Here is a 25,628-nt window from a genome sequence, read left to right as displayed (position 1 = left end):
AAATTATGAATATCAAATATATAGCTCTACTGATTACCTTAGGAACACTCTCGGCTTGTGGAGGCGGCGGTGGTGGCGGTGGCGGTGATTCTTCAGGAGGCGGTTCTACTGGGAATACAACCGACGCGGCACCGGAGCCAGCTCCTGCTCCCCCTCCGGCCACAGTGTCAGTAACAAGAACAATGGATGATCTGTCGATACCAGACACATTGGACTATAAGCCGATCGAAGACTATTCATTGGACATTGACGCAAGTAGCGATGTAACTGGTAGAGCATTTGCTTCGGTTTACACAGAATATGAGGACGACGGCTCTGGTGTACTCACTCCTGTGTATGACAGTAAAATAGCTTCTACGTCACTGAGCAATGGCAGTGCACAAATCGATTTTTCAGCAGCAGAACACGTCGATGCCTTCTTAGTTGAAATCTGGACGTATGATGGCAACCCTCCAGCTCAGAAACTGGTGTCTGCGAGTAGTAGCAACCTCGCTTGGTAACAAAAGAGGAAAATACGAATTGCCCCGTTTTACGGGGCTTTTTAATGGCTTGCCAGTCAACAACACAGTACAATGCGGGAAAATATACGATTCAAATCACATTATGAGCCAAGAATACAACGACGAGCACTATGACAACGATGCCATTGAGATTGAAGCTATTGGTATCGAAGTTTCAAGCCATCCAATCGAGCTATACAAACTATTTAAGGTAGCAAACCTTGTTGGTGGTGGCGGTGAAGCTAAGCACTTTATAGCGGAAGGCTATGTAGCGGTGAATGGCGAGCTAGAAACGCGCAAACGACGCAAAATGTACGATGGTGATTTCTTTGAGTTTAACCAAGAATATTATGTCGTCGTGTGTGACGAGCCACCTGTTGAACCTGAGGACAGAAAACAACTTCAATCTAAACAGCCTGAGGTAGCAGCGCCTTCGTCAAAGCCAAAAAAGCAGAACAAGCAACAGAAAAAGTCGAAAGAGCAATCGACGAAACAGAAGAAGAAATCTAATGAGCCGAATAAAGCGCGCTCTAAATCAAAAGACCCTAATAGCGGACGTGGCGGTATCGATTTTTTCTAGAACAACATACGTTGTGCATGCAATGAATCGACATTCGCTGTCGTTAAAGTGCCACAGTTACCGCTGATAGCAATAGAGGAGATAACAATGAAATTTGAGGTAGATACGCATACTCATACTTACGCAAGTGGGCATGCCTACAGTACCATTATTGAAAATGCTAAAGCGGCAAAAGAACATGGATTAAAAGTCCTGTGTACCACAGATCATGCTGATTCAATGCCAGGTGCTCCTCACTTTTGGTTTTTCTCCAACCAACGTGTTATCCCAAGGTTTCTATCTGACGTCGCTATTATTCGTGGTGTAGAAGCGAATATTCTTAATGTGAATGGGGATATTGATGTACACCTTACGTCATACAAAGCACTTGATTGGATTATTGGCAGCTTTCATGAGCCTGTGTTTAGACCTTCTACTAAGGAGGAACACACTCGAGCGCTCATCAATACAATTGAAAGTGGCAATGTGGATGCGCTTGGACATTTGGGAAATCCGAACTTTGACTTTGATTTTCAAAGCGTAGCGGACTGTGCTGCAGCCAATCATGTCGCAATAGAGATCAATAACTCAACATTGAGAGGGCACAGCCGAGTCGGAAGTGTGGATCGCTGCTATGACATCGCTCGAGCGGTAAAGCGAGCGGGCGGCTACATCACTACAGGCAGTGACTCGCACTTTTGCGATACCATTGGTTTATTCGAACTGACCAGTGAATTACTGACTACGGTTGAAATGCCGACGGACAAGATTATTACTTACAACGCTCGTCAATTCTTGGATTTCCTCGAGCTGAGAGGGCGCGCACCGATAGAAGAGTTTGCTGAACTCTAATAATTAGATAAATAACGTTTAGAAACAATTTCATTAACGTTGTAGTAACGAGTTTTAGTAAACTCGGTATTCAGACCTCAGGAAACTGGGGTCTAATTGATCTTCAAAAGGAATAATAATGATAAAAATAACTACGACTAGCCTGCTTACAACGGTTCTTTTGTTTTCTACTAGTGTTCTGGCAGAGGAGGTGGACCTCAAGAAGAACATGCAAGCCATGAAGTTAGCATTTAAACAAGCAGCAGAAGCTCAGTCTATTGACGAAATGCGCAAACCAGTACTTGATTTGGAGAATCTTATTGCCGATTCAAAGCAAGGTGATTATCCACCAGAGAAAACAGAATTGTATCTGGAAGGTTTTAAAAAGCTGTCAGGCGCGGTAAGTGAAGTAAATGCAGAGCTGGACCAGGGTGACCTTGAAGCGGCCAAGCAATCATTACGTGAAGTCGATAGCTTGAGGTTGGAGTACCATGACAAACGTAATCCAAGCATTTGGAAGCGTTTGTTTGGTTAACTGATATCGAATCCGGACATTAAAAAGGAGCACTCGTTGAGTACTCCTTTTGATTTAGTTTAAACAGGTAGTGCTATGCTTGTGCAAACTTATAGGTTCGGTAGCCTCCAATTAAGTTCTTCGCTTTATAGCCATTATTCACTAATTGACGATATGCAACGTTACCGCGTAACCCGACTTGGCAGTAGATAATGATCTCTTTATCTTTAGGAAGCTCTTCCATGCGTTGGCGTAACTGATCTACCGGTATATTGATTGCACCGTTGATAAAACCTACATTTTTGAGTTCACCTGGGTTACGTACATCCAGCAACAACTGGTTGTCGCTCAAATGATCTATTTCATCGAAATGTATCGGTGTTGCATCACCCTTCAAAATATTATTGGCAACGAAGGCTGCTTGGTTGATGACATCTTTGGCGCTGCCATAAGGGGGAGCGTAAGTTAGTTCGAGATGTTGTAGCTGCTCCATAGTCATTCCTGCACGCTGAGCCACAGCTAAAACATCGATGCGCTTATCAATGCCGTCTTTTCCCGCTGCTTGCGCACCAAGGATTTTGCCAGTTTCGGGGCTAAACAATAGTTTTAACGAAACAATTTCCGAACCTGGGTAATAACCGGCATGACTAGCGGTATGTACGTATACTTTCTCGTACGCGATATTGTCACGTTTAAGTGTCTTTTCGTTTTTACCCACGGACGCTACAGCAAGATCGAAGATCTTAACTATCGCAGTACCTTGTGTGCCTTGATAACTCTCTTTACGCCCTAACATGTTGTCAGCAGCCATCCGGCCTTGACGATTAGCAGGCCCAGCTAACGGAACGAAGCTAGGTTTTCCTGTGATGAAATCAGGATCTTCTACAGCATCGCCTACTGCATAAATATATGGATCGCTGGTTTGTAGATGTTCGTTGACCGAGATACCACCAAACGCACCGAGTTGGAGACCTGTATTTTGGGCTAGGGTATTTTCAGGTCTGACACCGATAGACATTATCAGCATATCTGTATCTATGGCATCGCCATTGTTTAATGTTAAACGTAACTTACCCTGTAAATGTTGATGTTCGTTTGACTCTCCGGCATTTTGATCAGCAATATGTTTATTTGGAATATACTCAACAGATTCAAGTGCCGCACTCAATCTGAGGTCAACGCCTCGCTGTTTGATCTCTGCATGTGCAAACCCCGCCATTTCTTTATCAACGGGAGTCATCACCTGATCGGCCATTTCAATTAAGGTTGTACTTATTCCTAACTGGTGGAACGCTTCCATCATTTCCAATCCGATAAAGCCACCGCCAACGACAGTTGCATGCTCAGGCTTATTCATTTGAATCGTCTTTATGATTCGATCCATATCAGGGATATTACGAAGGGTATGAGTCAATGGGTTATCAATGCCAGGTATGGCCGGTACAAATGGAGCAGCGCCTGGACTTAACAATAGAAAGTCATAACTTTCAGAGTATTCATTCCCGTCAACGAGGTTACGAACAGTAACAAATTTGCTCTGTTTGTCGATGGAAATGACTTCGTTCATAACACGAACGTCAACATTAAAACGAGCGAGGAAACTCTCTGGAGTTTGAAGTAATAACTTTGAACGGTCTGTGATATCTCCACCTATGTGATAGGGAAGGCCACAATTTGCAAATGAAACGAAAGGTCCGCGCTCAAACATAATAATTTCGGCTTCTTCACTCAAACGTCGAGCTCTTGCTGCTGCAGATGCGCCACCTGCAACTCCGCCTACGATTAAAATCTTAGTCATACTTTACCTCTGTCGGTGTCGTTTAGGTGCGATGTTCTAAACGATCATTCAATGTCATTTGTGGTTACTATATCAATAAAATTAGATATGTCTAATATAAAATTAACTAAATATTAAAAAGCTAATTAAGTATTGACTAAAGTAACGCATTGGACAGATAATGCGCGCTATGCAAAATGATCAAATCGTGGAGACTACCGTTATGGACTTAATGCAAATGAAGAGCCGAGTCATCGATGTAGCGGATGTACTCAAAACATTATCGCACCCAGACAGACTATTTGTTTTATGCCAACTTGTTGATGGCGAACAAGGGGCGGGGCAGCTTCAATCTAACTCAAATTTAAGCCAATCTGCATTTTCACAACACCTTACCGTATTAAAAAAAGCAGGACTCGTTGACATTAGAAAAGAGTCTCAACACGTTTATTACTCCTTAAAAGACGAAAGAGTCGTGAGTCTAATTAGCCAATTACATAACCTATATTGTCATTAGCACCATTCTCTTAGAGCGAGTTTAATTTGCAAAATTCATATTGAGTTTTGCTACTTAAATTTTCTTAAGTTTGTTTTTTTATGAGGTGATAATGGAATTTTCAGTTCCTTGGGTGTCGTTGTTTGGCGGTATGATGCTGGGGCTATCTGCATCTATTTTATTGATGTTTAATGGAAAGATTGCAGGTATAAGCGGAATTGTAAGTAAGATATATAAAGGTAAGGCTGGTGATACAAGTTGGAGGCTGTTGTTTGTATTAGGCATGATTCTTGGTGGTGTGGTAACAGCAAAATGGTTGGAATTAGCGCCTGTAGCCATGGTAGTACCAACACCATTGGTTCTCGTTGCAGGGCTACTTGTTGGTTTAGGTACAAAACTGGGTAACGGGTGTACTAGTGGGCACGGTATTTGTGGAATGGGTCGATTATCAACTCGCTCAATAGCCGCTACCATGACTTTTATGGCTGTCGCTATGCTGACGACATTTTTTATGTTGCACGTACTATAGGAGGAGTTAGTGGGTATGCAAAAGTTAGTTTCTCTCCTCGCTGGCTTCTTATTTGGCGCTGGCATGATAATTTCTGGTATGAGCGATCCAACAAATGTTGTTGCTTTTTTAGATGTTTTTGGAAATTGGGCGCCTGATTTAGCGTTCGTTATGGGGGGCGCGTTGATGATATTTGCTCCTAGTTATTGGCTAGTTATCCGTAACAAAAAAGAACCAGTATGCACGGATTCATTTTGTATGTCGGATAATAACAAAGTTGATACTCAACTACTTATCGGGGCAGCCTTATTTGGCATAGGTTGGGGGATTGCAGGCATCTGCCCAGGACCTGCGATCGCGTCTATTGCTAATGGCAGTTATGGTGTTTTAGGGTTTGTTGTTACCATGCTCATTGGTATGTTTATCGGCGATAATATGTTGGCTAAAGTGGGCGAACGGGAAACCGCTCATCAACCCTAAGTGTTTATAGGGTATTAGATAGGTTACGTAACAAAATCATGGTGTTCTAGAGAAGCTCGGTAGTTCTATCGAGCTTTTTTTGTATCTGATAGAGAGTGGTACTCTAATTAAGGTATTTCTAATTAATAATATTAGACAAAGCTAAATAAAGCATTTATATTAGATAAAGCTAAATTAAAAATGGAGTCTACCATGAGTGTTCGAATTAGTAAGTGGTGGTTGCTGACCAGTTTTGTCTTCCTCTCGCCTGCATTTGCTTATGACACTATCAGTGTTGGATTAACGCAGACCAAAAAGATTATAGAGTTGGATGGTACGGTTGAGGCGGTAAACCGTGGGACGTTAGCTGCGCAAACGTCTGGTCGTATAGTGGCCGTCAATGTGGATGTTAACGATATAGTCAATCAAGGTGATGTTCTTCTTGAAATCAGTGCAGAGCAACAATCGGCATCGCTTGATGCAGCACTTGCTCAGCTAAATAGTGCCAAAGCACAAAATATTAAAGCAACAGCACAGGTTAGACGCTACCGAGAGTTGTTTCCGAAAGGTGCTATTTCTAGAGAACGTCTTGATGCAGCAGAAGCAGAAGTTCGCTCTTCAATTGCGAATGTCAAACAAGCGAATGCTGCAGTGACTCAAGCCAAAGAATCCTTGGGTTATACCAGTATTACTGCTCCTTATACAGGTGTTGTCACTCAGCGTTATGTCGAACTAGGAGAAACTGTAGGGCCGGGCACTCAACTGATTACGGGATTCTCGCTATCACCTCTTCGTGTTGTCACCGATATTCCTCAACGTTACCGCGACCAGGTAGAGCAACCGGAGCAATTTAGCATCACCACACTTACCGGTGAAACACTTGAACCTTATGAAGCAAAGCTATTTAACTATGCACATCAACAGTCTAGAGCATTTAAGCTCCGTTTGGAGCTTCTAGAGGAGCCCCAAAACTTATTACCAGGCGAGTGGGTTAAGGTCGCTTTCCGATATGGTGAAAAGCAATCTTTGCTCATTCCCCAAAGTGCTGCGATTCGCCGAGGCGAGTTAAGTGTCGTTTATCGTGTACATAATCAAAAAGTAATTATGAATCCGATCCGAATTGGTCAACAACATGGAGAGATGTTAGAGGTCATTAGTGGGCTAGAAGTTGGCGATATTATCGTATCCGATGCTGTGTCGTATTTGGCAGACAAATAGGAGAACAACATGAGCAGTAACAAGATAGGGATTTCAGGGCGAATTGCTGCGGCTTTTCAGAATTCCGCAATGACGCCTCTATTGGCCTTGGTTGCACTACTTTTAGGGCTAGCAGCAATTGCGGTCACTCCGAAAGAAGAAGAGCCACAGATTGATGTAACCTTTGCCGATGTGTATATCCCATTCCCTGGAGCCTCTCCTAGAGAGGTTGAAAGCTTAGTAACTAATCCTGCAGAACAGATCATCTCGGAAATAAACGGCATAGATAAGATTTACTCGTTCTCACAGCCAGGTGGAGCGATGATTGTCGCCATTTTTGAAGTTGGTATTCCACGCAATGAAGCAGTAGTTAAAATCTACAACAAATTATATTCAAATAATGATTGGATGCCTCATAACATGGGGGTAGGTCAGCCACTGATTAAGCCTCGTGGGATTGAAGATGTACCTATTGTCAATGTGACATTATCACCAAAAGGGGAGTCTCCGGCACTGCGGGAGTTGACGAATGTCGCTCATGGGTTAGAAACCGAATTGAAGAGGATCAAAGGGACACGAGATATTTATACCGTTGGACGTCAACCGACGATTGTAGACGTTAGACTTGACCCTGCCAAAATGTCAGGTTACGGCGTAACAATTAATTCCCTTAATAGAATGCTTCCTGATGCAAACTCTGCATCACCAATGTTAACTCTTACTCAGGATAATCAGGCAGTCCCTATACAAATCGGTGAGTTTTTAACAAACGTAGATCAAGTAAAGCAGTTGGTTGTTGGCCTTCACAACAATCAGCCCGTTTACCTTGCTGACATTGCTACTGTCGATATTGGGATCGACACACCGACAAAAGTTGTATGGACAAGCGATAAGGTCACCCTTAAACCAGCTGTTACGATCGCAGTTGCGAAGAAAAGCGGAGAGAATGCAGTTGACGTAGCAAAAGCGATAGAAAGGCGCCTTGCGGAATTAGATAGCACGCTGATTCCAGATGATGTTCAAGTCGATGTCACACGAAACTACGGTCAAACTGCCGCAGACAAGGCGAATACTTTAATTGGTAAGCTTGCCTTTGCCACTGGCGCTGTAGTGCTATTGGTTTTGGTCACAATGGGGATACGGGAAGCGGTTGTTGTTGGAGTAGCGGTTATTATAACGCTATTACTGACACTGTTTGCTTCTTGGGCTTGGGGTTTTACGTTAAACCGAGTGTCACTGTTCGCACTGATTTTTTCGATTGGTATTCTGGTGGATGACGCTATAGTTGTCGTGGAAAATATACATCGACATATGATCAAAGGTGGCCAGAAATTGGCTGATCTTATTCCAGGAGCTGTAGATGAAGTGGGTGGTCCAACGATTCTTGCAACGCTTACAGTTATAGCGGCATTGCTGCCGATGGCATTTGTATCAGGGTTGATGGGGCCGTATATGAGTCCGATTCCGATCAACGCGTCGATGGGAATGTTAATTTCATTAGTCATTGCTTTTGTACTGACTCCTTGGCTATCGCGTATCCTTCTAAAAGAGGGGGAAGCTCACCACGAAAAAGTCAGTAACAAACAAGCTACATTCTTTAAAAAGCTTATGTCCCCATTCGTGGTGAGTCGTGTACAGAAACGCAATCGTCTGCTGCTCGGTGCGGGTATCATGATCGCGATTTTTGTCTCAATGTGGCTGCCAGTACAGAAACTGGTCGTCATGAAAATGCTTCCTTTTGACAATAAGTCTGAATTTCAAGTCATCCTAGACATGCCGGAAGGAACATCATTAGAGCGTACACAGCGAACATTGTTTGAGATGAGTGAAGTACTCAATGAAGTGGAGGAGGTAAGTGACTATCAAATCTATGCTGGTACGGCAGCCCCTATTAATTTTAATGGTCTAGTTCGTCACTACTTTCTCCGTCAAGCACCAGAAAAAGGGGATATTCAGGTCAATCTAGTCAATAAGTCTGAACGGGATCGCTCTAGTCATGAGATTGCTTCACAGCTTAGACCTGCATTGGTTAGAATCGCGGAACGATTCGGTGGCAAAGCAAAAGTAGTCGAAGTTCCTCCTGGTCCACCAGTTTGGTCACCGATTTTGGCGGAAGTTTACGGTCCGACTCAAGAAGTACGTGAACAGGCAGCTTTGCAACTTAGAGAAATCTTTCGAGAGACAAACGATATTGTAGATGTCGATCTTTATTTACCAGAATCTCATGAAAAATGGCAAGTGGTGATTGACCGTTCAAAAGTGTCTAGATTGGGGGGTGCCTACTCATCCGTCGTCGATTCACTTGCGACGGCTGTTGGTGGTAAGCCAGTAAGCTATTTGCACAGTGAGCAGAGCAAATACCCTATTCCAATTCAAATCCAAGCGAAAGAGAGTGCTAAGGCACGACTTGAGCAGGTGATGAATATGAAGATCAGTGCGGCAAATGGAAAACAATACTTATTGGCTGACTTGATTAAAGTTCGACAACAACCGATGGATAACTACATAGTACACAAAAACCTAGTCCCAATGATTATGGTTGTCGGGGATATGACCGGAGAATTGGATAGCCCTCTATATGGTATGGCAGACATTTCAACCTCGATGGCGGATAAAAATTTAGATGTTGAACAGTACTTCATTAATCAACCGTCAGGGTTAACTGACGTGGAGATATTCTGGGATGGAGAGTGGACGATTACCTATGAAACGTTCCGAGACATGGGTATTGCTTACGCTATTGGTATGGTACTGATCTATATACTTGTTGTAGCGCAATTTAAGTCGTATTTAGTTCCGTTGATCATTATGGCGCCTATTCCCTTAACTATTATTGGGGTCATGCCAGGGCATGCTTTATTAGGGGCTCAGTTCACAGCAACGTCGATGATTGGCATGATAGCGTTAGCCGGGATTATCGTTCGGAACTCTATACTGTTAGTGGACTTCATAAATCACCAGTTGCGAGATGGAATCGAGCTTGGAGAGGCTGTTATTGAATCAGCAATCGTTCGCGCAAAACCAATTATGTTAACGGCTTTAGCTGCAATGATAGGGGCGGTGTTTATTCTCGATGATCCGATATTTAACGGACTTGCTATTAGCTTGATCTTTGGCATCTTCGTTTCGACTGTCCTGACATTATTGGTTATACCAATTCTGTACTATGTGGCACTTAAGCGCGGTATCGTAAGCACCAATTATTAATAGTAATGGCCTCGTTATTAGGATAGCGAGGCCATTTATTTAAACTTGTGAATTAGCAATGGCTAATTAAAGGAGTTGTAAATGAAAGTCGAAAATGGTATTCGAATTCTAGCTGGCACTATGCTGCTAATATCACTGTTATTGACATTGTACGTCAGTGAACATTTTATTTGGTTTACTGTTTTTATTGGTCTAAACCTAATCCAAAGCGGATTTACTGGCTTCTGCCCACCTAAGAAACTGCTAATGAAATTGGGGTTGAAAGAGTGACAGCGAACGTTAGTAAGATAAGTATTCGATGATCAATATAATTCTATACTCAATGGGCAATGGTCACTCATTTGATAATTTAATACGTCTTTTACAGGCATAGTATCTTGTTGAGCGGGGCTGGTTCGAAGTTCCGGACTAACCACAATATGGTCAATTAGCGAACGAAATTGATGTGTTTTTGATGGGTTATTGCGAGATCTCACTTTACAGTCAGCTTGGGTATGCTGAGAGCTTAAACGTGGTACTGTGTTTAAGTTCTTAGTGATTACTTTCCACAGCCAGTCATCTCGATACGCCAAGTTGTGGTTAAAGTCACCAAGTAATACGTACGCTTCGTTTTGTGATTCTATTTGATGCAGCCAGCTATTTAATACCTTTCCTTGCTTCTTTAAGGTATGGCAGGAATTCTGATTTGTGAATTTACCACTGCAACCAGCCTTTAGATGCAAAGAGAGTAGATTGATCATTTCTCCATTAACCTTTAACTTGATGGCTGACGCAAATCTTAATCGATTTCCTTTAGTTAAAGGAAAGTCGGCTACGTTTACAACTTTAACGTCGTTTCGAACGGCGAACCCTGTGTACTGGTTTATCTCACCGAATTGATGGTGCCGATTGACGGGCAAAGAGCGGTCAGAGAGGTAAATAGTGTAGTTAGAGCCAACTACTTCTTCGATAGCGTCTGTGCTATCTACTTCTTGAAACGCGAGTACGGTCGGGGAAATGGCTGTAAAGTGACTCCTTAAGGCTGCGAAGTCATCTGAATCTCTATAACTTGACTTAAATTTGCTCGATGGCGTTAACGTCAACCATTCAATATTCCAAGTTGTTAATGTCGTAGCTGTTCCCAATGTAGGAAAAATAGAGATTCCCAAGATTAGGCCAACAACACTTGTGTAATGACTTAACGTTCGTTTCATATTAACTATCACTGTCAAATTCCTTTAGAGCCAATGTGCCGCAAGCCTTGCTAAAAATGCAACTAAAATTGACCATATTTTCCTGAAAAATTTTGTTTTTCCTTCATATGAGATCTACTTCATCTAGATCGAATTCTTCTTGTCCACTACCCATTTTTTATTGATCCATATCAATACTTTGATTTGGTGCTTTTCGTTAAATACACCACAATATATTGTGTCAGAATAAAAAGTAACAACCCTATATAGTGTGTTTGTGGATAACTCTGTGAGTATGCTTTGGGTAAGGAGAAAGGGTGAAAACAATCGTAATCAAGAGAGACGGCTCTCGTGCTCCGTTTACAAAGGATCGTATTGAAGCTGCTGTGGTAAGTGCGGCGGAACATGCAGATAAAGAGCTCGAAATCTACGCTAAAAATGTGGCTTTAGCGGTAGAGCTCAAACTGCAGGATTGCGAACATGTAGACATTCAAGAAATTCAAACAGCGGTAGAGAATGAACTCATGCAAGGTCCATATAAAGGACTTGCTCGTTCGTACATTGAATATCGCCATGACCGTGATATTGCTCGTGAAAAGAAAAGCGCTCTGACTAAAGAGATCGAAGGTCTGATTGAAGAAAGCAACGCCGATCTTCTTAATGAGAACGCTAATAAAGATGGCAAGGTTATCCCGACGCAGCGTGATTTGTTGGCGGGTATCGTCGCTAAACACTATGCGAAGACTCGAATTCTTCCTAGAGACGTTGTGCAAGCGCACGACGAGGGCGACATCCATTATCACGATCTTGACTACGCGCCTTTCTTCCCAATGTTTAACTGTATGCTCATTGATTTAAAAGGCATGTTAACGCATGGCTTTAAGATGGGTAATGCTGAGATTGATACTCCGAAATCAATTTCAACTGCTACAGCTGTAACTGCACAGATTATTGCTCAAGTGGCAAGTCATATTTATGGTGGCACAACAATTAACCGCATTGACGAAGTGTTAGCGCCTTACGTAAAAGCAAGCTATGACAAACACCTTCAAATTGCTCAAGAGTGGGACATTCACCAGCCAGAAGCATTTGCCCAAGCTCGTACGGAGAAAGAATGCTATGACGCATTTCAATCATTAGAGTACGAAGTAAACACCTTGCACACTGCCAATGGTCAAACACCATTTGTTACTTTCGGCTTTGGACTTGGTACGAGTTGGGAGTCAAAACTTATCCAACAGTCGATTCTGAAGAATCGAATTGCTGGTCTTGGCAAAAATAGTAAAACAGCAGTCTTCCCTAAATTGGTGTTTGCGATCAAAGATGGCTTAAATCATAAGTCTGATGATCCAAACTATGATGTTAAGCAGCTAGCGTTAGAGTGTGCGTCTAAGCGTATGTACCCAGATATTTTAAACTACGATAAAGTGGTTGAAGTAACGGGGTCATTTAAAACGCCAATGGGTTGTCGTAGTTTCCTTGGTACATACGAAGAAAACGGTGAACTTCAACATGAAGGACGCAATAACCTAGGTGTTGTGAGCTTGAACCTTCCTCGCATTGCTATCAAAGCCAATGGTAGTGTTGAGAAGTTTTATGAGTTGTTAAACGACCGTTTAGTGTTGGCGCGTAAAGCTCTTGAAACTCGTATTAGTCGTCTAGAGAAAGTTAAGGCTCGTGTTGCCCCAATCCTTTATATGGAAGGCGCATGTGGTGTACGTCTAAAAGCTGACGACTCTATTGCACCGATTTTTAAGAATGGCCGTGCTTCAATTTCTCTTGGTTACATTGGTATTCATGAGATGGTTACAGCTCTATTTGGTAATGACGTTCATATGTACGATGACAATACTATGCGCGACATGGCGCTGGATGTTATTAAGCATATGAAGCAGGTGGTAAACCAATGGGCTGAAGAAACCGGCTACGCATTTAGCTTGTACGGTACGCCAAGTGAAAACCTATGTAGTCGTTTCTGCCAAATTGATACTAAAGAATTTGGTATTATCGAAGGAGTAACAGACAAGGGCTACTACACCAATAGCTTCCACCTAGACGTACAAAAGAAAGTCAATCCATACGACAAAATTGACTTTGAAATGCCTTACCCAGAAATTTCCTCAGGTGGTTTCATTTGTTACGGCGAATTCCCAAACATGCAGCGCAACATTGAAGCATTAGAGAATGTATGGGACTACAGTTACACGCGCGTTCCTTACTATGGTACGAATACACCGATTGACGAGTGTTATGAGTGTGGCTATATGGGAGAGTTTGACTGCACTAGCAAAGGCTTTACTTGCCCTAAATGTGGCAACCATGACTCTACCCGAGTCTCTGTAACGCGTCGTGTATGCGGTTATTTAGGTAGCCCAGATGCACGCCCATTTAACTTCGGTAAACAAGAAGAAGTTAAACGTCGCGTTAAGCACCTTTAATATCATTTGCTAAGAATCAAGAGAGTCAATATATGAACTATCATCAGTATCATCCTATCGACGTAGTCAATGGACCAGGTACGCGTTGTACTCTCTTTGTTTCAGGCTGTGTTCATCAATGTAGAGGCTGTTATAACCAAGCTACATGGTCTTTGCATTCAGGGCATAGCTTTACAGATGAGTTGGAAGATCGGATCATAGCCGACTTAAACGATACTCGTATTAAGAAGAGAGGTTTATCGTTATCTGGAGGGGATCCGTTACACCCATCGAATGTAAGTCGAGTACTACAGTTGGTGGAACGAGTAAGGCGTGAGTGTCCCGATAAGGATATCTGGCTTTGGAGTGGTTATTTGTTACAGGAACTGTCACCTGAGCAGAAACAAGTGATTGACCTGGTGGATGTTCTCGTTGATGGTAAATACGAAAAAGAGTTGGCTGACCCAGAGTTAGAATGGCGAGGCAGTTCGAATCAAGTGATTCATCGATTTAAACAGTTTTAATTGAAAAAAGGGAGCGCAATGCTCCCTTTATTATGTACACACTGAATTAATCTTGTTTATAACAAAACTATTTCAATATTTTTAATCTAATGCTAACGTGATGCCACTACTTGAATTTCAAAGGGTTGTGACTTTCATGTTCTCTCAATTACCCGAGCCAGTGCTCGATCCGATTCTTTCCTTATCCGTTGCTTTTAGAAATGATGAGCGTGCCGACAAAGTTGATTTAGGCATTGGTGTTTATCGTAACAGTGATGGTCAAACTCCAATAATGAAAGCCATTGCTGAAGCTCAGCGCATTGTCACTACGGAGCAACAGACTAAAGCTTATGTTGGTCTCGCTGGGTGTGAAGAGTTTAACCAAAGTATTTCCAAAGTCGTGTTTGGTGAAACACCTATTTATGACCGTATGTCCGTCATTCAAACACCGGGAGCGAGTGGGGGGTTGCGCATGTTGGGAGATTTACTAAACGTTGCTCAACCAGGTACAACGGTTTGGTTGTCGAATCCAAGTTATGTCAATCACAAACCAGTAATGGAAGCCGCGGGTCTACAGGTTAAGTATTACCGCTACTTTGACCCCGCAACTAAACAGGTTGACCGTGATTCAATGCTGTCTGATATTGCTCAAGCAGGGCAAGGCGATGTCGTATTGCTGCATGGGTGTTGTCACAATCCAACTGGCGCTGATATATCGCTTGAAGATTGGAAAACAATCACAGAATTAAGCGTGAAAAATGGTTTTGTACCATTTGTTGACGTCGCTTATCAAGGCTTCGGTGAAGGGTTAGAGCAAGATGCATATGGTCTTCGGCATATGGCTGAAAATGTTGAAGAAATGCTCCTCACTACTTCATGTTCAAAGAATTTCGGGCTATATCGTGAACGTACCGGAGCGGCCATCGTCATTGGTAAGAATGCGACTGAGGCTGCGAATGCGAAAGGTAAACTACTTACACTAGCGCGTGCTACGTACACCATGCCACCGGACCATGGAGCAGCATTGGTTAAAACCATCTTGGCCGATGAATACTTAACTAATATGTGGACAACAGAATTGACAGAAATGCAACAACGACTGGTTGCGTTGCGTGATGGCCTTTGTAAAGAATTGAAAAATACGCATTCATCTGACCAATTTGACTTTATCATGTCTCACAAAGGCATGTTTACTGTGCTAGGATTTACACCAGAGCAAATGCAGCGTTTGCGTAATGAGTTTGCTATTTACGGTGTAGACGATGGGCGAATTAACATCGCTGGCTTATCAGAGTCGCAATTACCTTATGTAGCCAAAGCGCTGATTGCTGTCAGTTAATAATCGATGAGCATCTTTGCGCGTCACAGAAATAGAATGAATAAAGGTGAATGAATGAAACCGTGGAAAGTGATTTTACCACTGATGTTAAGTGGTGGCTTAGTAGCTTGTTCTACTACACCAACTGAGCCAGTGACTCCACCAAAAGTTGAACAGCCAAAGCAAGACACTGAAGCTGAAAAATCAGAAAAAGAAACCGAAAAGAGTGCAACGGAAACTGAGAGCACAAAAAAAGAAAGTGAAACTCAGAAAGCACAACCAGAGAAAGAGACAAAACCCGCAGAAAAACCTGAGGCTAAACCAGAAAAGCCAGTCGCTAAACCTGCGCCAGTGAAAAATGAAGAAGGTAAATTGATACTAGGTGAGCAAGAATATGTTCGTTTAGTTGATATGAAAGTTACCACTAAAGCGCGTATAGACACAGGAGCTACTACATCGTCCCTAAGTGCTGTCGATATCGTTCCTTTTGAGCGTGATGGTAAAGATTGGGTTAAGTTCAAGGTAAAACATAGTGGTGTCGAATCTAAAGAGATGAGTATGCCAGTTGAGCGTTGGGTAAAAGTAAAACAGTCAAGTTCAGAAGAGAGTGATAAGCGTCCAGTTATAGTATCCGTCATTAAGATAGGTGACATGACTAGCAAAACTGAGTTTACTTTGGCTGATCGTACGCACCTTAAATACCCAGTGCTGTTAGGTCGCAGCTTTTTTAGAGATGTAGCTCTTGTGGATGTGAGTCGTAAATACGTTCAACCTAAACCAAGCAGCAAATAATCCAAGTAACGAGTATTAAAAAAATGGCTTTCCAATCGGAAAGCCATTTTTTATTTAGAAATTAAATGCAACAGACATTTCTACTTGGTTTCCATAGGTACCATTATTAAATATGGCTGCACCAAGTGAAAGAACATCTGTTGAATGGAAACGCGCGCCCACTTTCCAAATGAATTTGGTGTCATCCTGCCCGTTCAGCATGCCAATTCGAGCATCACCTTCGACGTTTTGAAGAAACCAAATACGAGAGCCGATATTAAACTCAGATGCGAAATCTGTATTCCACTTGTCGTGGCTTTTAGTTTTTATGTTGTGAACAAGTAGTTGTCCGTACACATCTGCGAATTGTCCAGCAGGCCCGTTAAAACCAATACCTCCGGCAACGTCCCAATCACCTTCAAATCGACTGTCGCCACGAAGTATAAAGTGGGTGTTTTCGGTGAAAAACGTAGTAAATTCAGCTCCAACAGTACCAGGATCGGCGCCTAGGCGAACTTGAAAAGCATTGTAGTTAAAGTTGTTAGCATAAACCAACGAAGGGGCGGTTACTGCCAATGTTAATAGGGCAGTACGGCTTGCTTTACCTAGCATGAGAACTCCGTGATGAATTGATGTCGACATAGTCTCTAAAAATGAGTTTGTCCAGTATATAGAAAAATGGTCTGCAAAATACAGACCATTTTTAACTAAGTCGAACTTTTCTTTACATTATTTGAATGTAGTCAACCTCAATTTCTGGCGTATTTCCACCTTCGTACTCTCCAAAAATTCTTACTTTAGTTTCATTATTAATCGGAGTGGTTAAACGCGCGTCGTCCATATCTACCTGAATTTCAGCATTACCATCGCTGAAGATAAACTTATCGTCCCGAACTTGACGAACTAAATAGCCATCAACAATAACGTTTTTCTCAGTGAACATACTAGTATCGGTTAATAGCTCGGTTACAGAGATCGTTTCAACAGGCCCTGTATATACGACGCTTGGCGCTTTTGATTCGTGATGCCCATCGTCTTTTGCTAGTACAAGAGTTGGAGCAAGAACTAATGCTGCTGCTAGAGTTAATACCGTTTTTTTCATAACTTTCTTCCTTTTATTGTGTCACTTTAGTCTTCGGTTGTTATTTAAACGTATTTAAGCTTAACCGTTACTGAGTACGACATTCATATTCCATTCACTGAGGTTTTTTATGCTGATAGTTGGGTCAAAGGAGTAAAAAAGGTAAACTTACCAAAGACTTCATAGCAATTTGAGAGTATATGCGTCGCACTTCACAAGCTCTAATGGTTCAAGGAACAACTTCAGATGCAGGAAAAAGCGTCTTGGTGGCAGGATTATGCCGGGTATTAGCGCGAAAAGGGATCAATGTTGCCCCATTTAAACCACAAAACATGGCGTTGAACAGTGCAGTTACTAAGGATGGTGGTGAGATAGGGCGAGCTCAAGCTGTTCAAGCACAAGCTGCTCGAGTTGATGCGACGGTGGATATGAATCCTGTTTTGATTAAACCCAACTCCGATACTGGGGCTCAGATCATTATTCAAGGTAAAGCATTTGCCAATATGGATGCTGTTGGCTTCCATGACTACAAAAAAGTGGCTATGCCTTTTGTTCTAGATTCTTTTTCTAGACTAGCCGAGTGCTTCGATACCATCATGATCGAAGGGGCTGGAAGCCCTGCAGAGATCAATCTTAGACAAAACGATATTGCCAATATGGGTTTTGCTGAAGAAGCGGATGTTCCTGTTATTATTGTTGCGGATATCGACCGAGGAGGAGTGTTCGCTCATTTATACGGCACATTAGCATTGTTATCTGAGAGCGAACAGAATCGAGTCGTTGGTTTTGTTATTAATCGCTTTCGTGGCGACATTTCATTGCTTGAACCAGGGCTTGAATGGTTAGAACAAAAAACAGGAAAGCCTGTAATTGGCGTGATCCCCTTTATTCACGGCCTCAATATCGAAGCAGAAGACGCTATCAGTGCGGACCACGTAACAGCGGAAACAACTAAACTAAGCGTTGTGGTACCCGTACTTACTCGTATTAGTAATCACACCGATTTTGACGCGCTGCGGTTACATCCTGACATAGACTTTCGTTACGTTGGTAAGGGAGAGCGTATCGACAATGCTGATTTAATTATACTGCCGGGTACGAAATCTGTTAGAGATGATCTTAGTTACCTGAGAGAGCAGGGATGGGATAAGGATATCTATCGACATCTACGATTTGGCGGAAAGGTGATGGGAATCTGTGGTGGATTTCAAATGTTAGGCAAGCATATTACCGATTTACTAGGTATCGAAGGAGCAATTGGAACTAGTGAAGGTTTAGGCTTACTTGATGTAGACACTGAACTACTCCCAGAGAAACAGCTGACTAACGTAACTGGTGTGTTATCTCTTGAAGGTACACGGGTTGACGTTTTTGGCTATGAAATACATGCGGGACAAAGCAAGGTTTCAAGCCAGCCACTTATTGAACTGAGTATTGGTACGAAAGATGGTGCGATTAGTGAGGATAATCAAGTAATTGGCACCTATCTTCATGGCATACTGGACTCTTCCGAATTTGTCTCTTTGTTGGTGCAATGGGTAAACGGAGAGTCTGTTTCTAGTTATTCGATTAACGATGAAAAGGAACAAGCGCTTGATACGATAGCGGACGCTCTCGAAAAACATCTAGACCTTCAACAACTCTGGCCAGACTTAGGTTTCACAAACTGATGAAAAAGTTACTAACTCTATTTTTAGTTACACTGTCACCATTGACATTGGCGGCAACGCTAAATATATACGCTGCATCTTCAATGACAAATGCCGTTGATGAATTAGCCAGTGAGTTTAATCAGCAAGCAAACGTTGATGTGGTAAAGGTTTATGGTGGTTCTTCTTCTATGGCACGTCAGATTTATCAAGGCGCTCCAGCGGATCTGTTCATTTCTGCTAACGTTAAATGGGTGGAATATTTGATAAAGAAAGGGACAGTCGAAGCACAAAATGTATCCAACATTGCACAGAATCGACTGGTGTTAATCAAAAACAACGCCACAACACAAAAAAGTGCGTTTGTGTTCGATTCACCGAAGAGTTGGGAGAGATGGTTAAATGGTGAACGCTTGGCGATAGGGGCAGTGTCCTCTGTACCCGCTGGTATCTATGCCAAACAATCGCTCGAATCTTTAAATGTCTGGGTGTCTGTACGTTCTCATTTAGCACCCGTTAATAATGTTAGGCAAGTATTAGCTTTGGTTGAGAGAAATGAGGCTCCATTGGGGATCGTCTATCAAACTGATGCGATGGCAAGCGATGATGTTGATGTAATTGGGGCTTTCCCTGACACCACCCACGATCCTATTATTTACCCGCTAGTAAAATTGAATTCACGCCACGAGACCCAAGAATTTGTAGAGTTTATTAAGTCTCAAGCTGGTCAAAAAATCTTGGCCAAATATGGATTTTCGCCATTAGGTGGTAACTACTAAACATGTTAACAGACTATGAAATCCAAGCATTACTGTTGAGTCTGAAAGTAGCTGGTGTCGCTATAGTTTGGCTGATACCTATAGGTGTGTTTTTTGCGTGGGTCTTAAGTAAGAAAGAATTTTACGGCAAAAGCATTCTCGATAGCTTGATTCACCTTCCTCTTGTACTTCCTCCCGTGGTTATTGGCTATTTGTTACTGATTTCTATGGGCAGACAAGGGGTTATTGGAAAATTCATTTATGAGCTTACAGGCATCAGTTTCAGCTTCAGTTGGCGAGGTGCCGTTATTGCTTGCATCATTGTATCACTCCCTCTTATGGTCCGCTCTATTCGCCTCTCTATGGACAGTGTCGACCAAAAACTAGAGCAGGCCGCCCGAACACTTGGTGCTTCGCAATTGAAAGTTTTCTATACCATCACTTTGCCTCTCGTGATTCCAGGAGTAATAAGCGGGACTATGCTCTCATTTGCCCGAAGTTTGGGGGAGTTTGGGGCGACGATAAGTTTTGTGTCAAATATTCCTGGGGAAACACAAACCATTCCGCTCGCTATGTACAACTTCTTAGAGACCCCGGGTGCGGAAGATGCGGCTATGAGGCTATGTATTATCTCGATTGTTATTTCTCTTGCATCCCTCTATTTTGCAGAAGGACTAAATCGTTGGATGAGTAAGAGATTGGGTGTAGCGAAATGAGTAGAATAAGTCTCGACGTTAAAAAGAACTTCTCTGATAAAAGCTTTCACTTAAAAACACAGTTACCGTCGAAAGGTATCACGGCCATATTTGGACGCTCTGGTGCTGGTAAAACGACGTTGATTAATTTGGTCAGCGGACTGGTTACGCCGGACTCTGGCATGATTAAAGTCGCAGATCGCGTTTTGTTCGATTCAACCCTAAAACTTGATGTGCCAATTGAAAGTAGACAAGTGGGTTACGTGTTCCAAGATGCAAGATTGTTTCCCCATATGACTGTTATTCGCAACTTACGCTACGGTGTCACAGATAGCAACCCTGCGTATTTTAATGAAATTGTTGGACTTTTAGCTATTGGGGATTTGCTAAATCGTTATCCAAGCAGCCTGTCAGGGGGAGAGAAACAGCGTGTAGCAATCGGAAGAGCACTCCTAAGTAAACCACAAATTTTGTTAATGGATGAGCCATTAGCGTCGTTAGATATTTCACGTAAACGTGAACTAATGCCGTTTTTGGAGAAACTATCGCACTCTATTGATATTCCAATCCTTTATGTTACTCATAGTTTGAATGAAATCCTTCGTCTTGCTCAGCATCTCGTTGTCATCGAAGACGGCAGAGTTGTGGAAAGCGATACCATTGAAAATGTTTGGAGCTCATCAATTATGCAGTCGTGGCAATCATTTTCAGATAGAAGCTCCTTGTTTAAGGGAGAGATCCTTGAACAAAATAATTATTACGGGCTAACGAAAGTAGCGTTAACCGAGCAACATTATTTATGGGTTCAACATACAGAGGGCGTGATAGGTGAACATGTTCGATTGAGAGTGAGAGCGAGCGATGTCTCCATCGCACTAGAACGCCCAAATAAAACATCTATTCGTAATATTTTATCCTGTACGGTAAACGCTATTCACCTTGGCGGTAAAGGGACGTCTAGGCAGAGTGTAGAAGTCATTCTCTCGCTGACGAATCAACAGAGATTGATTGCGACAGTAACTCAATGGGCGATAGACGATCTTGCGCTAGAAGTAGGTCAGAAAGTATATGCTCAAATAAAAGGTGTCAGCGTCTCTCAGAAAGACGTTGCTATTGAACCGCAAATATAAAAAAGGTCGCGAACTCGCGACCTTTTAAATGAGAATATATTACTTTATTTTTCAAATACTTCTTTGAAATCACGCTTAAGAATAGCATCACGACGCGCTTTCTTAATCTGCTTAACCATATCACGAATGCAGTTGCTTAAGACTTTATCCAGCAGTTGAGCACGATAATCTTCTTTCTCTTCGTCAGTCATGTCAGCAGGGAAGTCCATTGTCGTGAATTCTTCCATTGTGCTCACGCCGGCAAATGCTTGACTAACTGAGATTAAAGCATGGAATTGCTCAAAGTTGTCGAGGATATTCTGTGCACTGGCAGGTAATGTGTCCCAAGCTTCACGCACAGCTTCTTCAGTCACTTCGTGAATAGAGACCACCATGTTATGCAATTCTTCAGGAACATCATCAAACGCGATGACTTGACGTAATTCTGGGGATACCAATTCTAGGTCAACTTTGGTTGCTTCGTTGTTTTGTGTCTCAGACATACTACTATCTCAGTGTTTAAAATTGCGCTTATCGTAGGAGAAGCGATGTAAAAGTCAATAATAATCGAAGTCTCGACAAAAATCCTCCCGATATTGGACAAATCAGCCTTATCAATACGTTAAAACTTGGATTAAAGTGGGAGTGAGTGAATATTGTCCTAATATGTGTTATATCTGACTCATTAGGGTTGGCATGCAATTACAGGAAGGCTTATGACACCCATGGATTCTTCAATGAGAATTCTTCTCGTAGATGATGCGCAACTAGAACGGATGCAGCTTCAAATTCGACTTAAACAACTTGGGCATGAAGTCGAAGTCGCCGCGAGTGGAAGAGAGGCGCTAGCCTTATACCCATCATTTGATCCCGAGCTTGTTCTCCTTGATATCTCGATGCCGGAAATGGATGGCTTTCAGGTGGCTGCGGAGATACGTGAACGCTATCAAGCGGACTGGATTCCCATCATTTTTCTGAGCAGTCATGATGAACCGGAAATGATTGCAAAGGCTATCAGGGCAGGTGGTGATGATTACTTGGTTAAACCAGTTAACAAGATAGTCTTGCAATCGAAACTTGTCGCTATGCAACGTATAGCTGATATGCGTCGTGAGCTTAAACAAGCAAGCGCCCAACTAGAAGAGGCTAATAGGGCACTACAACATCAAGCAAATGAAGATGGACTGACCAAACTTTTTAACCGTCGTTATATGGACGAAAAGCTCACTGAGCTCATTCAATGGCACGGTCGACATCAGATACCTTTCTCGGTTATTCTGATGGACGTCGATCACTTTAAGGCGTTCAACGATAATTATGGCCATACGGAAGGTGATCAATGTTTAATCAATATTGCTCAGTTTCTTGATGTGATGTTTATTCGTAGTGGCGAGTATGTCGGCCGATATGGCGGTGAAGAATTTGTTATTCTACTCAGCAAATGTGATATTCGTGAAGCAGAAGAGAATGCGGCTAGAGTTAGAGAAGGGATCTTTCAGTTAAATATTCCCCATCAATTTTCTAACACTACGGATAGAGTGACACTGTCACTTGGAGTGTTTAGTTTAATTCCAACTGGGACTGAGACCATTAACGAGCTGTATGAAAGTGCTGACAAACTGCTTTATCAAGCCAAACGAACCGGTAGAGACCGGTATGTTTCTCAGATTGAAGGCGATATCATTAGTACAACGTCTTGAGTCTGACGTAAAATTACGTTCTGAGCTCCTCAATTTATTGAGGAGCTTTTTTATGTAGTTCCAGTAGATAATTTCCTAGATTACAAACTGTTACCCACAAATATTCATTGTGGGGCTATTATTAAGATATTTCCTCAATGGGTAAAAAAGCTGTGTTCAAGGCTCGTTTCATTTCTTTGATGTGTTTTACAACTTTATCGTCTCACAGTGTAGCTGACCCTGAATTTCGCGACTTGTTTGAAGAAGATTTTGCAGCTGCCATCATTCTCACGGACAGTGATGCTCTAACATTAGGGTTCAAAGATTTTGACCCGAGCTCAGTATTCAATATTGATAACGACGAAATAGGGTCTCAGGAGGCGCTTGATCGACGTAAAAATATTGCGGTCTCGGCGCTACCGCTTACTTTTTCACTAAATGATGATGATAGTTTCCAGCAAAGACTAATGCTTAGGTTTTCAGCGCTTAGAATTAAGGACCAAATCCTAGATGCACCAGACAGCCATACCAAATATGTTTTGGGTGCGTTTACAGGCTACGAACAAGAAATACAGTTTTCTAAGCACTGGACGTTTGAGACCGGTATTGGTGCGCACCTTCAATATCTGCACAGTGATTATGATTTTCAATCGCCATATTCAAAACTATTTCAACCTTTCATAGATGGTAAAATAGTCAATACCTCAGCATGGGCAGCAAGTCTCCAACCTAAAGTCGGTTTTAACTACCACAAATACAAGCCTTGGGGAGAAGTGAAATTTAAATCTACATTTAACTATTTCTCAGGCGTAGGCTGGGGAAAAGCAAATGACGGAGATGTTGGAACACCAGAAGGTTGGTATTGGTCCAATGAAGCCAAATTGTTTTATGACGTTACTGATTGGGGGCGCTCAGTTCAGACTGTCTACACAAGCATAAGGCGAGTGGATATTGGAGGGGATACTGTCGGCATGCTAGGAGCTCCTCACTACTATGAAGGAACGGTTGGTTGGTTGATGACGCCTCCGTTTAAGATTGAGTATGTTGATAATATTGGGATTGGGTTAAGTATTAACTACGGAAGTGATCTCAAAGGCGGTAGCATTGTGTTGTTTTTCAACCAAGATTAGTTCACATAAAACAGCATCAGCGGGCGCACTGTACTTGATTGCGCCCTTTTTCTTTGGCGCTATACAACGCTTTATCAGCTTTCTTTAAAACTTCTTCTGGTTTTCTTGTGCTTTTGCTATCTGCCGCACCAATACTCACAGTGATGCTTACTGTTGCACCTTTGCTGTTCGCGTTACGTTGTTTTGCGCCTTTTTTATTGTCATTCGGGCGTTCGACGCTATTTCTAATCACCATTTCATAATCCGCTATCTTCTCTCTTAGTTCATCTAGGTAGACTTTACTGTCCTTGGCTGTTTTACCCTTAAACAGAATCGTAAACTCTTCGCCGCCATATCGATAGACTCGTGCGTTACCGCCAACAGATAACATTCGTGAAGCAACTAGTTTTAATACGTCGTCACCAGTGTCGTGACCATAGGTATCATTAAACTTCTTAAAATGATCAACATCCAACATAGCAACAGTAAACTTTCTGCCCAAGTGCTTCATATCCATTTCTAAAGCGCGACGACCTGGAATATTAGTGAGTCGATCGTTAAATGCCATTTGATGACTGGCAGAAATGACATAAATAATGACTAGAACACCTGCTAAAGAAAATAGGGTGCTCGACATATGGGGTACATGAAAGAAAATGAATGTGCTGCTCGCAAGCAAAATACTGGTATACACAACAGCGTCTATTGGTCGATTGTAGTTTAATAAGAAAATACCCGTTGCACCTGTTATAGCGAGGCAATACAAAACTAAAACCAAAGGTAAACGAGAGATTTCAGGGATGGCGAAGAGCAGGTCACTGTCAAAATGGTTAAAGCCACCAGTAGCGAAGTGGCTCAATATCAAATAACTCCATAGTAAAAAGCTGATGACAATCGCAGAGAAAAGGTACATTCCCTTGCTCAACACACCGGTATCTGGAAACAAAAACGCAAGACAGCAAGCTACAGGTAGCAGAAAACTTAACAGCGAGAGTTCCAAAAGAGTCGTACCTGTCGATAAAGGACTTTGTAATCTTAATTGAATTACACCGTACGCCAACAACATAGAAAGCGCCACCATAGCAATGCGTGATTGCTTGAAGCTGTGGCTTAGCGCGAATGCTGTACCAAACAAAATATAGGGCAGGTTTGTAACAAAGCCTGAGTTGGCTTGAGTGGCAGCAATGATATGGTTTAAGCCTACGAGAATACCCGCAATCATGATAAGTGGAATAAATAGCCGGAACAGATTTGAGCTAGCAAAAGAGGTCGACATTAACGATATGACTCAGAGACTTAACAGTGGATTATAGTTCAAC

Annotated in this window: 26 protein-coding genes; 20 read left to right on the top strand and 6 right to left on the bottom strand. The window is 42.3% G+C overall.

All coding sequences use genetic code 11. The features are described 5' to 3' along the window. The first annotated feature begins 5 nt into the window (after positions 1 to 5). The 4 genes from AWH66_RS21365 (at position 6) to AWH66_RS21350 (ending at position 2,425) form a co-directional block, all read left to right on the top strand. A complete protein-coding gene (locus AWH66_RS21365) occupies positions 6 to 500 on the top strand; it encodes a hypothetical protein (protein WP_063603560.1) in 495 nt (164 codons plus the stop codon). Between the two features lie 103 nt (positions 501 to 603). After that, positions 604 to 1,080 carry an RNA-binding S4 domain-containing protein gene (locus AWH66_RS21360; protein ID WP_063603561.1) on the top strand — a complete coding sequence of 159 codons (477 nt, stop codon included), beginning with the start codon at positions 604 to 606 and terminating at the stop codon, positions 1,078 to 1,080. A gap of 87 nt (positions 1,081 to 1,167) precedes the next feature. Then, positions 1,168 to 1,911: a phosphatase gene (locus tag AWH66_RS21355; RefSeq protein WP_063603562.1), complete on the top strand. Its 744-nt coding sequence runs from the start codon at positions 1,168 to 1,170 to the stop codon at positions 1,909 to 1,911. Positions 1,912 to 2,038: 127 nt separating this feature from the next. After that, the gene (locus AWH66_RS21350; RefSeq protein WP_240495657.1) at positions 2,039 to 2,425 is read left to right on the top strand and encodes a cytochrome b562; all 387 of its coding nucleotides are present in this window, start codon (positions 2,039 to 2,041) and stop codon (positions 2,423 to 2,425) included. 73 nt (positions 2,426 to 2,498) lie between these two features. On the opposite strand, the gene AWH66_RS21345 is transcribed toward AWH66_RS21350, so the two are convergent. Further along, positions 2,499 to 4,202 (bottom strand): FAD-dependent oxidoreductase, encoded by a 1,704-nt coding sequence (locus AWH66_RS21345; protein ID WP_063603564.1) that lies wholly within the window; start codon positions 4,200 to 4,202, stop codon positions 2,499 to 2,501. 160 nt (positions 4,203 to 4,362) lie between these two features. Here AWH66_RS21345 and AWH66_RS21340 point away from each other — a divergent pair, with 160 nt between their 5' ends. The 6 genes from AWH66_RS21340 (at position 4,363) to AWH66_RS21315 (ending at position 10,318) form a co-directional block, all read left to right on the top strand. Next, positions 4,363 to 4,698 carry an ArsR/SmtB family transcription factor gene (locus tag AWH66_RS21340; protein WP_143081556.1) on the top strand — a complete coding sequence of 112 codons (336 nt, stop codon included), beginning with the start codon at positions 4,363 to 4,365 and terminating at the stop codon, positions 4,696 to 4,698. A 91-nt stretch (positions 4,699 to 4,789) separates the two neighbouring features. Then, complete coding sequence (locus tag AWH66_RS21335; protein ID WP_063603565.1) at positions 4,790 to 5,206, top strand: YeeE/YedE family protein; 417 nt, start codon at positions 4,790 to 4,792, stop codon at positions 5,204 to 5,206. A gap of 15 nt (positions 5,207 to 5,221) precedes the next feature. Further along, on the top strand, positions 5,222 to 5,665 hold the full coding sequence (locus AWH66_RS21330; protein ID WP_063603733.1) for a YeeE/YedE family protein: 444 nt from the start codon (positions 5,222 to 5,224) through the stop codon (positions 5,663 to 5,665). Between the two features lie 192 nt (positions 5,666 to 5,857). Continuing rightward, entirely contained in the window at positions 5,858 to 6,862 is a 1,005-nt protein-coding gene (locus AWH66_RS25770) for an efflux RND transporter periplasmic adaptor subunit (protein WP_143081555.1), read from the top strand. Positions 6,863 to 6,871: 9 nt separating this feature from the next. Then, positions 6,872 to 10,048, top strand: a complete 3,177-nt coding sequence (locus AWH66_RS21320) for an efflux RND transporter permease subunit (RefSeq protein WP_063603566.1) — start codon at positions 6,872 to 6,874, stop codon at positions 10,046 to 10,048. 81 nt (positions 10,049 to 10,129) lie between these two features. Continuing rightward, positions 10,130 to 10,318, top strand: a complete 189-nt coding sequence (locus AWH66_RS21315; protein WP_063603567.1) for a YgaP family membrane protein — start codon at positions 10,130 to 10,132, stop codon at positions 10,316 to 10,318. Between the two features lie 32 nt (positions 10,319 to 10,350). On the opposite strand, the gene AWH66_RS21310 is transcribed toward AWH66_RS21315, so the two are convergent. After that, on the bottom strand, positions 10,351 to 11,241 hold the full coding sequence (locus tag AWH66_RS21310; RefSeq protein ID WP_083400098.1) for an endonuclease/exonuclease/phosphatase family protein: 891 nt from the start codon (positions 11,239 to 11,241) through the stop codon (positions 10,351 to 10,353). Positions 11,242 to 11,537: 296 nt separating this feature from the next. Between AWH66_RS21310 and nrdD the strand changes: the two genes are divergently transcribed. The 4 genes from nrdD (at position 11,538) to AWH66_RS21290 (ending at position 16,250) form a co-directional block, all read left to right on the top strand. After that, the gene (gene nrdD / locus AWH66_RS21305) at positions 11,538 to 13,658 is read left to right on the top strand and encodes an anaerobic ribonucleoside-triphosphate reductase (protein WP_063603568.1); all 2,121 of its coding nucleotides are present in this window, start codon (positions 11,538 to 11,540) and stop codon (positions 13,656 to 13,658) included. Positions 13,659 to 13,690: 32 nt separating this feature from the next. After that, entirely contained in the window at positions 13,691 to 14,161 is a 471-nt protein-coding gene (gene nrdG / locus AWH66_RS21300; RefSeq protein ID WP_063603569.1) for an anaerobic ribonucleoside-triphosphate reductase-activating protein, read from the top strand. A 136-nt stretch (positions 14,162 to 14,297) separates the two neighbouring features. Next, the gene (locus AWH66_RS21295) at positions 14,298 to 15,479 is read left to right on the top strand and encodes an amino acid aminotransferase (protein WP_063603736.1); all 1,182 of its coding nucleotides are present in this window, start codon (positions 14,298 to 14,300) and stop codon (positions 15,477 to 15,479) included. 54 nt (positions 15,480 to 15,533) lie between these two features. Continuing rightward, the gene (locus AWH66_RS21290; RefSeq protein WP_063603570.1) at positions 15,534 to 16,250 is read left to right on the top strand and encodes an ATP-dependent zinc protease family protein; all 717 of its coding nucleotides are present in this window, start codon (positions 15,534 to 15,536) and stop codon (positions 16,248 to 16,250) included. A gap of 54 nt (positions 16,251 to 16,304) precedes the next feature. On the opposite strand, the gene AWH66_RS21285 is transcribed toward AWH66_RS21290, so the two are convergent. Both AWH66_RS21285 and AWH66_RS21280 read right to left on the bottom strand, forming a co-directional pair. Further along, positions 16,305 to 16,841: a hypothetical protein gene (locus AWH66_RS21285; protein ID WP_063603571.1), complete on the bottom strand. Its 537-nt coding sequence runs from the start codon at positions 16,839 to 16,841 to the stop codon at positions 16,305 to 16,307. A 112-nt stretch (positions 16,842 to 16,953) separates the two neighbouring features. Beyond that, on the bottom strand, positions 16,954 to 17,331 hold the full coding sequence (locus AWH66_RS21280) for a YgiW/YdeI family stress tolerance OB fold protein (RefSeq protein ID WP_063603572.1): 378 nt from the start codon (positions 17,329 to 17,331) through the stop codon (positions 16,954 to 16,956). 179 nt (positions 17,332 to 17,510) lie between these two features. On the opposite strand from AWH66_RS21280, the gene AWH66_RS21275 reads away from it, so the two are divergent. From AWH66_RS21275 to modC, 4 genes are read left to right on the top strand one after another with little or no spacing between them, the layout of a single operon-like run. Then, positions 17,511 to 18,980 carry a cobyric acid synthase gene (locus AWH66_RS21275; protein WP_063603573.1) on the top strand — a complete coding sequence of 490 codons (1,470 nt, stop codon included), beginning with the start codon at positions 17,511 to 17,513 and terminating at the stop codon, positions 18,978 to 18,980. Then, complete coding sequence (gene modA / locus AWH66_RS21270) at positions 18,980 to 19,738, top strand: molybdate ABC transporter substrate-binding protein (RefSeq protein WP_083400097.1); 759 nt, start codon at positions 18,980 to 18,982, stop codon at positions 19,736 to 19,738. Before AWH66_RS21275 ends, modA begins: the two co-directional genes overlap by 1 nt. A gap of 2 nt (positions 19,739 to 19,740) precedes the next feature. Further along, entirely contained in the window at positions 19,741 to 20,433 is a 693-nt protein-coding gene (modB, locus tag AWH66_RS21265) for a molybdate ABC transporter permease subunit (protein ID WP_063603575.1), read from the top strand. After that, the gene (modC, locus tag AWH66_RS21260; RefSeq protein WP_063603576.1) at positions 20,430 to 21,542 is read left to right on the top strand and encodes a molybdenum ABC transporter ATP-binding protein ModC; all 1,113 of its coding nucleotides are present in this window, start codon (positions 20,430 to 20,432) and stop codon (positions 21,540 to 21,542) included. The genes modB and modC overlap by 4 nt, the downstream gene beginning before the upstream one ends. Positions 21,543 to 21,586: 44 nt before the next feature. Here modC and AWH66_RS21255 read toward each other — a convergent pair whose 3' ends face one another. Then, a complete protein-coding gene (locus tag AWH66_RS21255; protein ID WP_038226845.1) occupies positions 21,587 to 22,024 on the bottom strand; it encodes a DUF3069 domain-containing protein in 438 nt (145 codons plus the stop codon). Positions 22,025 to 22,237: 213 nt separating this feature from the next. Here AWH66_RS21255 and AWH66_RS21250 point away from each other — a divergent pair, with 213 nt between their 5' ends. Beyond that, complete coding sequence (locus tag AWH66_RS21250) at positions 22,238 to 23,221, top strand: GGDEF domain-containing protein (protein WP_083400096.1); 984 nt, start codon at positions 22,238 to 22,240, stop codon at positions 23,219 to 23,221. A 137-nt stretch (positions 23,222 to 23,358) separates the two neighbouring features. Continuing rightward, positions 23,359 to 24,330, top strand: a complete 972-nt coding sequence (locus AWH66_RS21245) for a Solitary outer membrane autotransporter beta-barrel domain (RefSeq protein WP_063603578.1) — start codon at positions 23,359 to 23,361, stop codon at positions 24,328 to 24,330. A gap of 16 nt (positions 24,331 to 24,346) precedes the next feature. Here AWH66_RS21245 and AWH66_RS21240 read toward each other — a convergent pair whose 3' ends face one another. After that, the gene (locus AWH66_RS21240) at positions 24,347 to 25,585 is read right to left on the bottom strand and encodes a GGDEF domain-containing protein (protein ID WP_063603579.1); all 1,239 of its coding nucleotides are present in this window, start codon (positions 25,583 to 25,585) and stop codon (positions 24,347 to 24,349) included. Between the last annotated feature and the right edge of the window lie 43 nt (positions 25,586 to 25,628).

The organism is Vibrio barjaei (genome assembly GCF_001639065.2).
Taxonomy (GTDB): domain Bacteria; phylum Pseudomonadota; class Gammaproteobacteria; order Enterobacterales; family Vibrionaceae; genus Vibrio; species Vibrio barjaei.
This window is presented reverse-complemented; position numbering and strand designations above follow the sequence as displayed.